The organism is Sulfuricystis thermophila, from assembly GCF_004323595.1.
Lineage (GTDB): Bacteria > Pseudomonadota > Gammaproteobacteria > Burkholderiales > Rhodocyclaceae > Sulfuricystis > Sulfuricystis thermophila.
In genome coordinates, this window is sequence record NZ_AP019373.1 from 2,051,357 (window position 1) to 2,065,624 (window position 14,268).

General features: G+C 64.3%; 13 protein-coding genes. 5 read left to right on the forward strand and 8 right to left on the reverse strand.

The window, feature by feature from the left end; all coding sequences use genetic code 11:
- The 3 genes from M52SOB_RS10375 to sulP all read left to right on the forward strand — a co-directional run bounded on the left by M52SOB_RS10375 (position 1) and on the right by sulP (position 4,688).
- A complete protein-coding gene (locus M52SOB_RS10375) occupies positions 1 to 774 on the forward strand; it encodes a response regulator transcription factor (RefSeq protein ID WP_284155073.1) in 774 nt (257 codons plus the stop codon).
- Positions 758 to 2,032 (forward strand): sensor histidine kinase, encoded by a 1,275-nt coding sequence (locus M52SOB_RS10380; protein ID WP_131111739.1) that lies wholly within the window; start codon positions 758 to 760, stop codon positions 2,030 to 2,032. The genes M52SOB_RS10375 and M52SOB_RS10380 overlap by 17 nt, the downstream gene beginning before the upstream one ends.
- Positions 2,033 to 2,099: 67 nt before the next feature.
- Positions 2,100 to 4,688, forward strand: coding sequence for a sulfate permease (gene sulP / locus M52SOB_RS10385; RefSeq protein WP_131111740.1), 2,589 nt, complete (start codon positions 2,100 to 2,102; stop codon positions 4,686 to 4,688).
- A gap of 118 nt (positions 4,689 to 4,806) precedes the next feature.
- Here the strand turns inward: sulP and M52SOB_RS10390 are convergent, their stop codons facing one another.
- The 8 genes from M52SOB_RS10390 to M52SOB_RS10425 all read right to left on the reverse strand — a co-directional run bounded on the left by M52SOB_RS10390 (position 4,807) and on the right by M52SOB_RS10425 (position 12,637).
- Entirely contained in the window at positions 4,807 to 5,256 is a 450-nt protein-coding gene (locus M52SOB_RS10390) for a phosphate-starvation-inducible protein PsiE (RefSeq protein ID WP_131111741.1), read from the reverse strand.
- A 108-nt stretch (positions 5,257 to 5,364) separates the two neighbouring features.
- On the reverse strand, positions 5,365 to 5,727 hold the full coding sequence (locus tag M52SOB_RS10395; protein WP_131111742.1) for a hypothetical protein: 363 nt from the start codon (positions 5,725 to 5,727) through the stop codon (positions 5,365 to 5,367).
- A 4-nt stretch (positions 5,728 to 5,731) separates the two neighbouring features.
- Positions 5,732 to 6,904 carry a class II fructose-bisphosphate aldolase gene (locus tag M52SOB_RS10400; RefSeq protein WP_131111743.1) on the reverse strand — a complete coding sequence of 391 codons (1,173 nt, stop codon included), beginning with the start codon at positions 6,902 to 6,904 and terminating at the stop codon, positions 5,732 to 5,734.
- Positions 6,886 to 7,611, reverse strand: a complete 726-nt coding sequence (locus tag M52SOB_RS10405) for an HAD-IA family hydrolase (protein WP_131111744.1) — start codon at positions 7,609 to 7,611, stop codon at positions 6,886 to 6,888. Before M52SOB_RS10405 ends, M52SOB_RS10400 begins: the two co-directional genes overlap by 19 nt.
- Positions 7,608 to 9,920 carry a nitric oxide reductase activation protein NorD gene (locus M52SOB_RS10410; RefSeq protein ID WP_131111745.1) on the reverse strand — a complete coding sequence of 771 codons (2,313 nt, stop codon included), beginning with the start codon at positions 9,918 to 9,920 and terminating at the stop codon, positions 7,608 to 7,610. The genes M52SOB_RS10405 and M52SOB_RS10410 overlap by 4 nt, the downstream gene beginning before the upstream one ends.
- Before the next feature lie 16 nt (positions 9,921 to 9,936).
- Positions 9,937 to 10,740 carry a CbbQ/NirQ/NorQ/GpvN family protein gene (locus tag M52SOB_RS10415; RefSeq protein ID WP_131111746.1) on the reverse strand — a complete coding sequence of 268 codons (804 nt, stop codon included), beginning with the start codon at positions 10,738 to 10,740 and terminating at the stop codon, positions 9,937 to 9,939.
- Between the two features lie 82 nt (positions 10,741 to 10,822).
- Positions 10,823 to 11,179 carry a ribulose bisphosphate carboxylase small subunit gene (locus M52SOB_RS10420; RefSeq protein ID WP_131111747.1) on the reverse strand — a complete coding sequence of 119 codons (357 nt, stop codon included), beginning with the start codon at positions 11,177 to 11,179 and terminating at the stop codon, positions 10,823 to 10,825.
- A 36-nt stretch (positions 11,180 to 11,215) separates the two neighbouring features.
- Positions 11,216 to 12,637 carry a form I ribulose bisphosphate carboxylase large subunit gene (locus tag M52SOB_RS10425; RefSeq protein WP_131111748.1) on the reverse strand — a complete coding sequence of 474 codons (1,422 nt, stop codon included), beginning with the start codon at positions 12,635 to 12,637 and terminating at the stop codon, positions 11,216 to 11,218.
- Between the two features lie 134 nt (positions 12,638 to 12,771).
- Between M52SOB_RS10425 and M52SOB_RS10430 the strand changes: the two genes are divergently transcribed.
- Both M52SOB_RS10430 and M52SOB_RS10435 read left to right on the forward strand, forming a co-directional pair.
- The gene (locus M52SOB_RS10430; RefSeq protein ID WP_131111749.1) at positions 12,772 to 13,659 is read left to right on the forward strand and encodes a LysR family transcriptional regulator; all 888 of its coding nucleotides are present in this window, start codon (positions 12,772 to 12,774) and stop codon (positions 13,657 to 13,659) included.
- Between the two features lie 33 nt (positions 13,660 to 13,692).
- Entirely contained in the window at positions 13,693 to 14,244 is a 552-nt protein-coding gene (locus M52SOB_RS10435) for a cob(I)yrinic acid a,c-diamide adenosyltransferase (RefSeq protein WP_131111750.1), read from the forward strand.
- The last annotated feature ends 24 nt before the right edge of the window (positions 14,245 to 14,268 follow it).

Genomic DNA, 14,268 nt, shown 5'->3' on the forward strand with positions numbered 1-14,268 from the left:
GTGAGTGCCGTCTCGCCAGCGCCGAGTTTCGACACGGCGGTCTTGGGCAATAATGCCGGCATGCCGAAACCGCCGTTGAAACTGTTGATCGTCGAAGACGACGCCGATCTTGCCGCCAACCTCGCGGATCACTTCACCGCCCAGGGCCATTTCGTCGATATCGCCGCCGACGGCAAGGCCGGCTTGCACCTCGCGGCAACGGAGAACTTCGACGCGATCCTGCTCGACCTGATGCTGCCGGGCATCGATGGCATCGAGCTGATGCGCCGACTGCGCGAAGAGATCGGCCGCACCACGCCGATTTTGGTGATCTCGGCGCGCGACACGGTGGCCGAGCGCGTCGCGGGACTTGCCGCCGGCGCCGACGATTACCTGGTCAAACCTTTCGCGCTCGCCGAAGCCGAGGCGCGCGTGCTGGCGCTGGTGCGCCGCGCCCGCCAGACGGTGGCCAAGACGCGCATCCGTTGCGCCGATCTGGTCTATGACAGCGCCAGCCTGCGCGCCGCCTACCGGGGCCGTCCGCTCGATCTGGCGCCGATTCCCTTGCGCATCCTGGAAATGCTGATGCGCGCCAGTCCCCGTGTGGTGCGCCGTGGCGAACTCGAACGCGCGCTGTGGGGCAATGCGCCGACCCCCTCCGATGCGTTGCGCAGCCATCTCTATGCCCTGCGCAGCACGCTTGCGGCGGCCGGCGCGCCGGATGCGACGATCGAGACCGTGCGCGGTGTCGGTTGGCGACTGGCCGCCTCTCCCGCCGATGCCGCGACGGATTAGTTTCCGCGCGCGGCTGGCGCTCTCCTTCGCCGCCTTCGGCGCCTTTGTCGCGGTCGTGCTCTCGCTGGCGATCGCCTATGGCGCCCACGACGTCGCCCGTCGCCTGATGGATCAGACCCTGGGCGCCGAAATCGAGGACTACATCGCGCGGCGCGCCCGCAATCCCGCCTCCCTGCCGCCGGCGGCCGTCGGCCTGCGGGGCTTCGTCGCGCCCGTCGACCAGAGCGACGCAACACAGCCGCCCGCCGTGCGTGCCTTGCCACCGGGACGCCACGAGATCGTCATCGACGGCATCCCCTATCGTGTCGCCGTCGAGCTCCGTGACGGCTGGCGTTATGTGATCCTGTTCGATGAGACACGGCAGAAACGGCGCGAGGCGCGCTTTGTGATCTGGCTCGTCGGCGGCGCCATTGCCGTGATCGTGCTGGTGTTCCTCGGCGCCTGGTGGCTCGCTGGCCGCACGCTGGCGCCGCTCTCCCTGTTGGCGAGCGAGATCGCGCAGGCCGATGTCGATCGTCCACCGCGCCTTCCCCACGCGACGCTCCCCGCCGACGAGCTCTCTGCCTTGGCCGAAGCCTTCGAGCGCTACCAGACGCGTCTTTCCCGTTTCATCGAACGCGAACGGGCGTTCACCGCCGACGCGAGTCACGAGCTGCGCACGCCGCTCGCCGTGATCCAGGGCGCCGCCGAATTGCTCGCCGACGATGCAACGCTCGGCCCCGTGCAACGCGAACGCGCTGGGCGCATCGTGCGCGCCAGCCAGCGGCTTGCCGAGCTCGTCGACGCCTTGCTGTTGCTGGCCAGGGAAGAGACGGCCGCGGGCGAGTGCGATGCGGCGCTCGTCGCACGCGAAACGTTCGAACGGCTCACGCCGCAGTGCCAGAAACGTTCTCTCAAGACACGAATCAAAACGCCACAGACACTTTTGCTGCCGCTCGCGGCGCCGCTGTTTGCGATCCTGGTCGGCAACCTGCTCCGCAATGCCTGCGAACATGCCCGCAGCCGGGTCGACCTCACGGTGAGTGAAACGGCACTGACGGTCAGCGACGACGGCCCCGGCATGAGCGAGGATGAGCTTGCCCGCGCGCCAGAACGCTACTGGCGCGGCCCGGAAAGTCGCGGCGCAGGTATCGGTCTGGCGCTGGTGGCGCGCATTTGTGAGATCGCCGGATTCGTGCTGCGACTGGCCAATGCTCCAGAAGGGGGCTTTATCGTCGAAGTGAAATTTTCGTTGTCAAGCCGCGCAACGGTTTCTTGACGGAGGCTTCACGAAATACGGCGATAATTCGTGACTTCCTCCTTCAGTGATTGCGAATTTTCTGCCGATGACCACTGCCTCTTTGCGCCTTGCCCGCATCCTCCCTTTCCTCCGCTGGTGGCCGCAGGTCACGAAGCAGACGCTCCGCGACGATCTGATCGCCGGGCTCACCGGCGCGCTGATCGTGCTGCCGCAAGGCGTCGCCTTCGCGATCATCGCCGGCCTGCCGCCGCAATATGGCCTCTATGCCGCAATGATGCCCGCCGTCATCGGCGCACTGTTCGGCTCCTCGTGGCATCTCGTCTCGGGGCCGACCACCGCGATCTCGATCGCCGTGTTCGCTGCGCTCTCGCATACTGCCGAGCCCGGCTCGCCGCAATACATCCAGCTGGTGCTGACGCTGACTTTCCTCGTCGGCGTGTTCCAGCTGATCCTCGGTCTCGCGCGTCTGGGCGCATTGGTCAATTTCATCTCGCACACCGTGGTGATCGGCTTCACCGCCGGCGCGGCGATCCTGATCGCCGCGAGCCAAGTGAAGAACTTCTTCGGCATCCCGATCCCGCGCGGCACGCCGTTTTACGAAATCCTCCATCAGCTCTACCTGCAGTTCTTCGCCATCAACCCGTGGGTGCTCTCGGTGAGCCTCATCACCCTGGCGACCGGCATCCTGACCAAGAAATACTTCAAGAAGATTCCCTACATGATCGCGGCGATGATCGTCGGCTCGCTCTTCGCCGAGGCGCTCAACCTCTGGCAGGGGCAGGAAGTCACCGGCATCAGGACGGTCGGCGCACTGCCGGCGGGCCTGCCGCCGCTGTCGATGCCCGACTTCTCGCTCCCGGCGCTGAAGGCGACGTTCGGGCCGGCGTTGGTGATCACGATGCTGGCGCTCACCGAAGCGGTGTCGATCGCCCGCGCCATCGCCGTGCGCTCCGAGCAGCGCATCGACGGCAACCAGGAGTTCATCGGCCAGGGACTCTCCAACATCGTCGGCAGCTTTTTCTCGGCCTACGCTTCGTCCGGTTCCTTCAACCGTTCCGGCGTCAATTACGAGGCGGGCGCCAAGACCCCGCTTGCCTCGGTGTTCGCTTCCCTCTCGTTGGTGTTGATCCTGCTGGCCGTGGCGCCCCTGGCGGCCTATCTGCCCACCGCGGCGATGGCCGGCATCCTGTTCCTCGTCGCCTGGGGACTGATCGACTTCCATCACATCACACACATCTGGCATACCAGCAAGGCGGAGTCCGCGATTCTCGCCACGACGCTCGTCGGCACGCTGGTGAATCTCGAAGCCGGCATCTTCCTCGGCGTCTTCCTGTCGCTCCTGATGTTCCTCTACCGCACCTCGAAGCCGGAAATGGTGCCGGTCGTGCCGGCGCCCGAGGAAGGGGCCTATCACTTCATACGCGCCAAGGGGCGCCCCGAGTGCCCGCAATTGCGCATCCTGCGCGTCACCGGCTCGCTCTATTTCGGCGCGGCGAGCCACGTGCAGTCTGTGCTGCAACAGATCGACGAGGACAATCCGCTGCAAAAATCCGTGCTGCTCACCTGCTCCGGGCTGTCCTACATCGACATCGCCGGCGCGGAAGTGCTGGCGCAGGAAGCGCGCCGCCGCCGGCGGCTGGGCGGCGGTCTCTACTTTTACCGCCTCAACCAGACCAACATGGCGCTCCTGCGCCAGGGCGGCTATGTCCATCAAATCGGCGAAGGGGCTTTCTTCCCGGTGATGACCAATGTCACCGGCGCGCTCTACTGGACGCTCGACCCGAACGTTTGCCGCACCTGCCGGACGCGCATTTTCAAGGAATGCAACAGCGGCATCCTGCCCGACGGCTTCCGCCGCCAGCGCCTGCTGCTCGCCACCGACGGCAGCGAATTCAGCCATGCGCCGGAAGAGATCGCCATCCAGCTCGCCAAGAGCTTCGGTGTCACGCTCGACGTGATGACGATGGTCGAATCCGTCGCCGACGACGAGATCGCCCGTGTGCGTCTGGCGCAGGCCGAGCGCAAGGCCAATCTCGCCGGCGTGGCCTGCGAGCCCCAGGTGCGCTACGGCAAAGAGCCGGTGGCCGAAGTGATCCATGCCGCGCGGGCCTCTGACGCCAACATCCTCGTCATCGGCCGGCGGCCACCGCGCGGCGACATCAAGGAGCGCCTGGTCGGCGACATCGCCCAGCAGATCCTGATCCAGTCGCCCTGTCACGTGCTGATCGCCAACTGGCGCGCGCAGCCGATCAGCCGCCGCATCCTCGTCGCCAGCGACGGTTCATTGATTTCCGCCACCGCTGCCGAAGTCGCTACACAAATCGCCAAGGCCATGAACCTCCCGGTCACCGTGCTCACCGCCGCGAGCAGCGATGCCGAGCGCGCCCGCGCCGAGGAGGATCTCGCCGAGAAGATCGGCCTGATGAAGATCGAGGGGGTCGGTGCCGAGCCGTGCATCGTCGCCAAACCGCCCGCCGAGGCGATCATCGAAACGGCCGAGGCGATCGGCGCCGATCTCGTCGTGATCGGCAACGATCAGAGAAAGGGGCTGGCCCGCACGCTCGCCGGCCAGACCACCGATCGCGTCGTCGGCGGACTTGGCTGCGCGGTACTGGTCGTCAAGCGTCCGCCGGAACCCGAGGCGCTCATCGAGGCGGTGAAGAAACAAGCCTAACGATCGGCACGGATGCAAAAGTCGGCGCTGGCGGGAAAACGAGAGCGTCCCGCCGGGCGCCGCCTCGCTTCGAATAGTCGGCGCTGGCGGGACGGCACCCCCGCCGATCGCTAACGGATCACTCCTTGACGAAGGGCTTTTCCGTCGCCGACGCTTCGCTATCCTCGCGGTAGGGAAAGCGCACATGGCCGTAGCGGATCAGGAGCACGCCGAGCGCGATGAGGAACATCGCCGTGGCGACGGCCAGCATGCGCCATTCGGTCATCTCCTTGATGTCGAGGATCAGATAGCGCGCCAGCGCGACGATGGCGATATACATCGGAAAGCGCACCGGCAGCTGGCCGGACTTGAAATACTGGCCGATCATCGCCAGCACTTCGAGGTAAAGGAACATCAGCAACAGATCGGCCAACTGCACACGGCTTGCCGCGACCATCACCATCACTTCGTGGTACATCGCCACCGCAGTGGCGATGCCGATCACCATCAGGCCGAGATATTCGACCAGATCGAGACCGCGGCTGAAAACCCGGCGCAGGCGGTCGAAGGTGTGAGAACGGATATCCATTTGGCGAGCAGGCAAGCAATCAAATGAGATCAGTTTAGCGCGGATGACGCCGCTGCCAGCACGGATCGACCGTCGCTGCGCCCGATCAACGGATGCGCACAGCGGGCTTCATGAGCGCAGACGGCCTTCCAGTTCGCTGCCAATCACGGCAAGCATACGGTCGCGATAACGGCTGGCGCCGAAATGGTATTGCAGCACCGTGCAGGCGACCGGCGCGCAAAGGTCGCAGCGCCCCGCAGCGAGAAAACGCCGCCAGGCGATGATCGGCGCATCACCGAGCGTCGGGTCGATGCAGACCCACAGACGCTCCTCGAGCACCACCTGGAAAGGCTCGAGCCCCGGCAGATCGAAGCGCCATTGCGCGATGCGCGGCTTACGAAGTCTCAAGCGCCGCCAGGCATTCCAGGTCACGGCCGGAATGCGATGCGGGTACTCGTCGAGCACCGGAAAATCCGCCAGCCGCGCATACATTGCCCTACTCCCGCATGTAATCGCCCTTGATGCGATCGGCGGCATGCGGCCGGAACACGCGGTTTGCATAATCGAGATGGCGCTCATCCTGCATGTAGGCGCCTTCTGCCGCGGCACTGGCGAGGCGGATCAGCCAGGCGCGTCGATAACGGACGTCTTCATGGATCGCGCGGCCGATCGCCACCTCGCGCACCCCGGGCACCGAGCCGAGGAGGGCGCAGCCTTCGGCCTCGAAGTCCATTGCACGCGCCATGGCTTCCTCCGACCAGTTGAAGAGGATCACATGCTCGACATCGCGCCACGGCCGGCACTCGGTGAGCAACGCTTGGGCGCGTCCGGCCGCGCCGAATACGGTTGCGGTGCGCATGACTTCGTCGGCCACCGCCCGGCGAGCCGCATCGATGGCCGCGGTGTAGCTGGAATTGACGGCCGCCAGGGCATTGGCCGCTGCGGCGGCGGCGAGATCGGACAGTGCCGTGAAATAGTTGATTTTCGCTACGCCGCGCGCGATCAGGGCCTGGAACTGCTCGTCGGACAACCCGGTGCCGCCGTGAATGACGAGCGGCACGGCAACCGCTGCCGCGACCGCTGCGAGTCGGTCGAGGTCGAGACGTGGCTCGCCGCGGAAGCGTCCATGCACGGTACCGACGGAAACGGCCAGGAAATCGACCCCGCTGGCATCGACATAGCGGGCCGCCTCCTCGGGAGAAGTCATGCGCATTGCGCCGGGATGGCGCTCGGCATCTTCACCTTCGACACCCGGCACATAGCCGAGCTCGCCTTCGACAGGCACGCCGACGCCATGCGCCATCTCGGCCACGTCGCGCGTGGTCGCCAGGTTGTCCTCGAAAGCAAGATGTGAGGCATCCACCATCACGCCATTGCAGCCGTGTCGGATCGCGGCGACGGCGCTGGCCATGCCGCTGCCGTGATCGAGAAACAAGGCCACCGGCACGGTGCTCCGCTTGGCCTGCGCTTCCGCCGCCGCGACGAGGGATGCAAAGTCGTAGTGTGCGAAATGCGATTCGGCGAAACTCAAGATCACCGGCGCCTGGGCAGCCTCGGCACCGGCGAGGATCGCGGCGACGAAATTACTATCGACCGCGTCATAGGCGCCCACCGCATAGCCGTTGGCACGTGCGTGGCGCAGCATGTCCTTCAGATCGACGAGCGGCATCTTCCCTCCTCGTGAAAGCAGCGCAGCCGTGCCAGATCGACGTCGGCGAGATCGGGCAGCACGGCCACGGCACCGGTGAAATCATCTCGGCGCGTCCAGGCGCTTTCGGTGACCAGCACCGGTATGCCAGCTGCCCGCGCCGCACGCACGCCGTTGCGCGAATCCTCGATGGCCAGGCAGTCCGCGCCCGTGAGCTGCAGCTCATTGAGCACCCAGTGGTAGATGTCGGGCGCCGGCTTTTTCGCCGCCGCCTGTTCGCCGGCGCCGATGACCTCGAAGCAGTCCAGCGGCAGATCGCCGAGCGTGGTGGCCAGCAGCACATCGACATTGGCACGCGAGGTGGTGGTGGCAATCGCCACGCGCACGTCATTTTCGGCCAGCTCACGGATCAAGCGCACCACGCCGGGCCGCGCCGGCACCTCGCCCATCTCGACGCGCCGCTCATAGATGCGCGTCTTGCGCTGGTGCAGCCGGGCGATGAACTCCGCGCTGTCCGCCTGCATCATGCGCCGTGGATCGACGCAGCGGCAGTAGTGCGTCAGCCGCTCCTTGCCACCGGCCACCGCCAGCAGTTCGACATAGAGCTCGACATCCCAGTGCCAGGGCAGGCCGAACTCCTGGAAGGCGGCATTGAAGGCCTGGCGGTGCGCCTCTTCGGTGTCGGCGAGCGTTCCATCGACGTCGAAGATCACTGCTGCGAGCGTCATTTCGTCAATCCCGCATAAAGCTGCGGCAGACGTTCGGGCAGGCGCTCGACGTGGTCGAGGATCAGGAAGTTTCTCTGGCCGAAGATGCGCGCCACATACTGGTCGGCACGCGGATCGAGCGTGAGACAAAACGGCACCACGCCGATGCGCCCGACATCCTCGACCGCCTTCTTGGCGTCGTAGCGCAGGTATTGCGGATCGCGCACGTCGATGTCGGCCGGCTCGCCGTCGGTGACGACGATCAGCAGTTTCTTGGCCGCACGCACCTGCGCGAGGTGATAGCCGGCATGACGGATCGCGGCGCCCATGCGCGTCGAAAAGCGCCCTTCCATACCGGCAAGACGGGCCTTCGGAATCTCGTTCCAGGGCTGCTCGAAGTCTTTGTAGCGCTGGTAGAAGACGTTGTGGCGGCCATCGGAATAGAAGCCATGCACCGCGAAGGCATCCCCCACCTTGTGGATCGCTTCGCCCAACAACACCGTCGCGGCGCGCGTCAGTTCCAGTACCGTATAGTCCTGGCCCGCCACCTTGTCGTTGGTCGATTCGGACAGATCGAGCAGCACTAGGACGGCGATGTCGCGCGTCTTCCTCACCGAGCGCATCATCACCCTGGGGTCGGGTTGCTGCCCCATGCGGATGTCGATCAAGGAGCGGATCGCGGCATTGATGTCGATCTCGTCCCCCTCTTCGAGTTTACGGATGCGCTGCACCCCTTGCGGCTGCAGTGCGTCGAGCAAATGTTTCAGGCGCTGCGTCACCTTGCGGTGCTCAGCGAGGATCGCGTCGACCACGGCGAGATCGCCGAACTTGGGGCGCTTTTCCAGCACGGTGGCCCAGGCTGGCCGCGCCAGCTGGATGTGATAGTCGAATTCGTCGTAATGGCGCGGTTCGGCCACTGGCTCCTTGCCTTCCTTGGCGTTGAACGAAATGCCGTCGTCGTCGAACAGTTCGGCAGCGCACACCCAGATTTCCTGTGCATCATCCCCTGCCGTCTCGACTTCGACCTCATTGACCATCTCCATCACGCTGACATACTTACGCACCTGCTGTTGTGGCATGAAGCCCGCTGCAATCGCCTGCTCATAGCTATATTCCTCGTATTCCCAGAGGTAGCGGTTATCGTCGCGGTAGGGTGCTTCCTGCACGTCGTGATAAGGCGAGAAGGGCAAGCGGCGTTTCATGAGTTCTTCGGCGAGTTCAAGACCCAACTCGATGGACACGCCGTTCGAGGCGAGATCCGCATTGGCGAAGCCCTCGCGCGCCCAGACCACGAGTGGATCGGCATCCTCATAGCCGGGATCGAGCAGCGCGCGGGCGATGCGGTTGAGATAGGCCCCGACCGACTCGCCTTTTGCTTGGGCGATATGAAACTGCGCCCAGAAGTCCTTGAGACGCGGAAAGCGACGGATCGCCAGCGTCTCGACGCGGGCGTCTTCGAAGAGCCCGACACAGGCCTGCTGCAACACCGACAGCCGATCGGCGTCGATGCGTGCCGTCGTCGCCACGACATGGGCGGCGCAATGCGCGGCGGCGGCGCGATACAGATCCAGCCCAGCAATACCGTTCCAGTCGTCATAGGCATCGGGCAGATGCAGAAAATAATCGGCGATGAAGGGCTTGAAGCCCTCGCGGCTTTCGAAGTCGCCAGCCGTCGGGCGCATGAAGAAATCGCGGCCCCACAGCGCGCGCAGATACATTCCGATGCGGCGGTGAATGTCGACGAACAGCGTGCCTTTGCGTTCTTTTTGCAGCATCGCCTTCGCCTCTTCGGATTCGAGGCTGAAGTAGCGCACCTGCTCGTCGAAGTTGCTGCGGTGCGCCTGCGCGCCCCACAGCGCCCAGCGGCGCAGGCCACCGAGCGTCAAGACCCCCAAGAGCTGGTCGAGATGTTCGAGCATCGGCCGCAGACCGCGCGCCGCCTGGCCGAGCAGGACGTTGAGGAGTTGCAGGTAGCCACGGAACAGCTCGGCATCACCGAGACGCTTGGCCGCGATCGGCGCGGTGGCGATCACCAATTCGATCACCGCGCCCGAGGTGCGCGAAGCGAATTGCAGGCAGGCTTGTGCGAAATCGGGGATGACATCTTCGCCAACCTCGCGGGCGACGCCCGGCACCTCCTCGATCCATGCGGCGACGATGTCGCCACCGCGTCCCATGCGGTGGAGTGCGGCCGCGCTCTTGAGCCAATTGTCGAGGCCTCGCGGGCTCAGGATGCGCGCCGCCTCGTGCCATTCCGCCTCCAAAAGCTGCCGATGATTCTCCGGCAGCTCGTCGATCAATTCGCCATAGTCTTTGAGGTTCACGCTCATGGCGCCCTCGCGGCGGTCAGAAGAATGTCGAAACGGCGGCGTCGAGCGCGTCGCGCATATCGGGGTCGTCGGTGATCGGCCGCACCAGCGCGACACGGCAGGCGGCAACGGGGCTCACGCCGCGCGCGATCAGCTCGCCGGCATGGATCAGCATGCGCGTCGAAATGCCCTCGTCGAGACCATGCCCCTTGAGGTTCCTCGCCCGCTCGGCGATCGAGACGAGCTTGTCGGCAATGGATGCTTCGATCTTCGCCTCATGAGCGACGATCTCCACCTCCACGCCGTGTTCGGGGTAATTGAAGTCCAGCGCGCCAAAGCGCTGCTTGGTCGATTGCTTCAAGTCCTTCATCAGGCTCTGGTAACCCGGGTTGTAAGAGATCACCAGATGGAAGTCGGGGTGTGCGCGCAGGAGTTCGCCCTTCTTTTCCAGCGGCAGCACGCGGCGGTTGTCGGTGAGCGGATGAATCACCACGGTGGTGTCCTGGCGTGCCTCGACGACCTCGTCGAGATAGCAGATCGCACCGTAGCGCGCGGCGATGGCGAGCGGCCCATCCTGCCAGCGCGTTCCCGATGCATCGAGCAGGAAGCGGCCAACGAGGTCGGAGGCGGTCATGTCTTCATTGCAAGCGACCGTCACCAGGGGTTTCCTCAGCCGCCAGGCCATGTGCTCGACGAAGCGCGTCTTGCCACAGCCGGTCGGGCCTTTGAGCATCATCGGCATCTTCGCCGCATAGGCGGCTTCGAAGAGCTCGACCTCGTCGGCGACGGGTCGATAGTAGGGCTGTTCGGTGATTCGGTATTGCTCGATCAGTTCGCTCATGATGCGCTCCAGGGTGAAAAAAAGCCCCGCCGCCGGAGAATGTTCGGCCGACGGGGCAAGCACTTACGGAACCGTGGCCGGCTTACACCATCTTGCCGCGATACACCACCATGTTGGCGCCCTGACTCTGCTTGAAGTTGTCATAGCCGATCAAGCGCACATGGTTGTTCGGATTGGCCTTGTGGCAGGCTTCCAGCTCGGCGAGGATGCGATCGACGTCGGTCTCGCCGAACATCGGCAGCTTCCACATGTACCAGTAGTGGCCCCAGGCGTTTTCCGGCTCGGTATGTTCGATCGCCGGGTTCCAGCCATTCTTGACGATCCATTCGATCTGTTTCCTGATTTGTCCGGCATCCATCGGCGGCAGGTAGGAGAAGGTGCCCATCTTGCGGCTCGCCGGATCGGAGAGGCGGGATTGGTAGTCTTGTACGTCGCTCATTGCAATATCCTTTCTGTGAATGGTCGGTTCGCAGGCTTAGCGATGCTGGACGTCGAGCTTGTCGACCACGTCGAACTCGAACTTGATTTCCTTCCAGGTTTCCATCGCCACCTTCAGTTCGGGGCAAGACTTCGCCGCGTTGGTGAGGATGTCCTTGCCTTCCTTCTCGAGCTGACGGCCTTCGTTTCTCGCCTGCACGCAGGCTTCCAGCGCCACGCGGTTGGCGCAGGCGCCGGCAGCGTTGCCCCAGGGGTGCCCCAGCGTGCCGCCGCCGAACTGCAGCACCGAGTCGTTGCCGAAGATCGACACCAGCGCCGGCATGTGCCAGACGTGGATGCCACCGGAAGCGACCGGCATGACCCCCGGCATCGGGCCCCAGTCCTGGTCGAAGAAGATGCCCTTGGAGCGATCGGCCTTGATGTAACGGTCACGCATGATGTTGATCCAGCCGATGGTCGCCTCACGATCGCCTTCGAGTTTGCCGACGACGGTGCCGGAGTGCAGGTGGTCACCCCCCATCAGACGCAGCAGCTTGGTCAGCACGCGGAAGTTGATGCCGTGATGCGGATTGCGGTCGATCACGGCGTGCATCGCGCGGTGCACATGCAGCAGCATGCCATTGTCACGGCACCACTTGGACAGCGAGGTGTGGGCCGCCCAGCCGACGGTCAAATAGTCGGACATGATGATCTTCGAGCCGATTTCCTTGGCGAACTCGGCGCGCTTGTAGATTTCCTCCATCGTCGGCGCGGTGACGTTGAGGTAATGCCCTTTGCGCTCGCCGGTTTCCTTTTCGGCCTTTTCGATCGCTTCCTGGCAGAACAGGAAACGGTCGCGCCAGCGCATGAAGGGTTGCGAGTTGACGTTCTCGTCGTCTTTGGTGAAATCGAGGCCGCCGCGCAAGCACTCATAGACGGCACGGCCATAATTCTTGGCCGACAGCCCCAGCTTCGGCTTGATCGTGCAGCCCAACAGCGGCCGGCCATACTTGTCGAGCTTGTCGCGCTCGACCTGGATGCCATGGGGAGGCCCGGGACAGGTGGTGACGAACCACAACGGGAAGCGCACGTCCTCCAGTCGCAGCGAGCGCACCGCCTTGAAACCGAACACGTTGCCGACCAGCGAGGTGAACACATTCACCACCGAGCCTTCCTCGAACAGATCCATCGGATAGGCGATGAAGGCGTAGAACGCTTCATCTGAACCTGGCACGTCTTCGATCGCATAAGCGCGGCCCTTGTAATATTCGAGGTCGGTGAGCAGATCGGTCCACACGGTGGTCCAGGTCGCCGTCGAGGATTCCGCGGCCACTGCCGCGGCGGCTTCTTCGCGCGGCACCCCAGGCTGGGGCACCACCTTGAACACGGCGAGGATGTCGGAATCCTTCACCTGGTAATCCGGCTGCCAGTACATCGTGCGGTACTCTTTGACGCCGGCGTCGTATTTCTTTGCGGCCATGCCTGTCTCCTATCTAAGGTTGTTTTCGTAAACCCCGAGAACATTCGGGATGGCCTGCAGTATGGCGAGCGCAATGAATAAATGAAACTGAATAGTTTTTAGAGTTAGAATTCAGAAAAATCTATTCAAGAAAGATGCGCTTCAGCCTCCGCCAGCTCACCATCTTCGAGGCCGTCGCCCGCCACCTGTCCTACACGCGCGCGGCGGAAGAACTGCATTTGACGCAACCTGCGGTGTTCGCCCAGGTGAAACAGCTCGAAGATGTCGTCGGCCTTTCCCTCTTCGAGCGGATCGGCAAGCAGCTCTTTCTCACCGACGCGGGCCGCGAGGTGCTCGCCACCAGCCGCGAGACCGTCGCCGCCATCGAACGGCTCGAGATGCGGCTGGCCGACATGCAGGGTCTCAAGCGCGGCAAACTGCGGCTGGCCATCGTCACCACGGCGAAGTACCTGATTCCGCGCCTTCTCGGCGAGTTCTGCACGCGGCATCCGGGTATCGAGGCATCGCTCACCGTCACCAACCGCGAAAAACTGCTCGCGCGGCTCACTGAGAATCTCGACGATCTGGTCGTGCTCGGCGCGCCCCCCGAACACCTCGATGTCGTCGCCACGCCGATCGCCGACAACCCGCTGGTGGTGGTTGCCCGCAACGATCATCCGCTCGCCGGCAAAAAGCGCATCCCGCCTGAACGTTTGGTGGCAGAAGCCTTTGTGATGCGCGAACCGGGTTCTGGCACACGGCTCGCCGCCGAGCGCTTTTTCGCCGAACGGGGACTCGCGCTCAAAGTTCGTATGGAGCTGGGCAGCAACGAAGCGATCAAGCAGGCGATCGTCGGCGGCCTGGGCATCTCGGTGCTTTCTTTGCATACCCTCAGCCTCGAGGGCGAGGATGGGTTGTTGCAGCCACTCGATATCAAAGGCTTCCCGCTGCAGCGCAAGTGGTACGTCGCCTATCCGCGCGGCAAGCATCTGTCGGCGGTCGCCAAAGCTTTCCTCGATCACCTGATGGCGGCAAATGGGTAGACTGCATGGGTTCGCCAGCGCCGACTTGCAAAAATGGGCTACCGACTTTCCAAAATCTACACGCGCACCGGTGATGCCGGCACCACGGGTCTCGGCGACGGTTCACGTGTCAACAAGGATGCGCCGCGCATCTCGGCGCTGGGCGACGTCGACGAACTGAATGCCGTCATCGGCCTGCTGCTCTGCGAGGAGCTGCCGATCGAGGTGCGCACGCTGCTCATCGGTGTGCAGCATGATCTCTTCGATCTCGGCGGCGAGCTCTCCGTGCCCGGCGGCGCCTTTCTCAAGGACACACAGCCGGCGCGGCTGGAAGACGCGATCGACCGCTTCAATGCGGAACTCGCGCCCCTCAAGGAATTCATTCTGCCGGGCGGCACACGCGCCGCGGCACTGACCCACCTCGCACGCACCGTCTGCCGCCGCGCCGAGCGCGCGGTGGTCACGCTCGCCCAGCACGAAACGGTGAGCGAGGCCGCGCGCCAGTATCTGAACCGCCTCTCCGATCTCCTTTTCGTGCTCGCCCGCTGGCTCAACCGCCATGCCGGACATGGCGATGTGTTGTGGCAGAAGGGGCTCAACGCCTGAAAGACCGTATCCCTACGCGCCGAC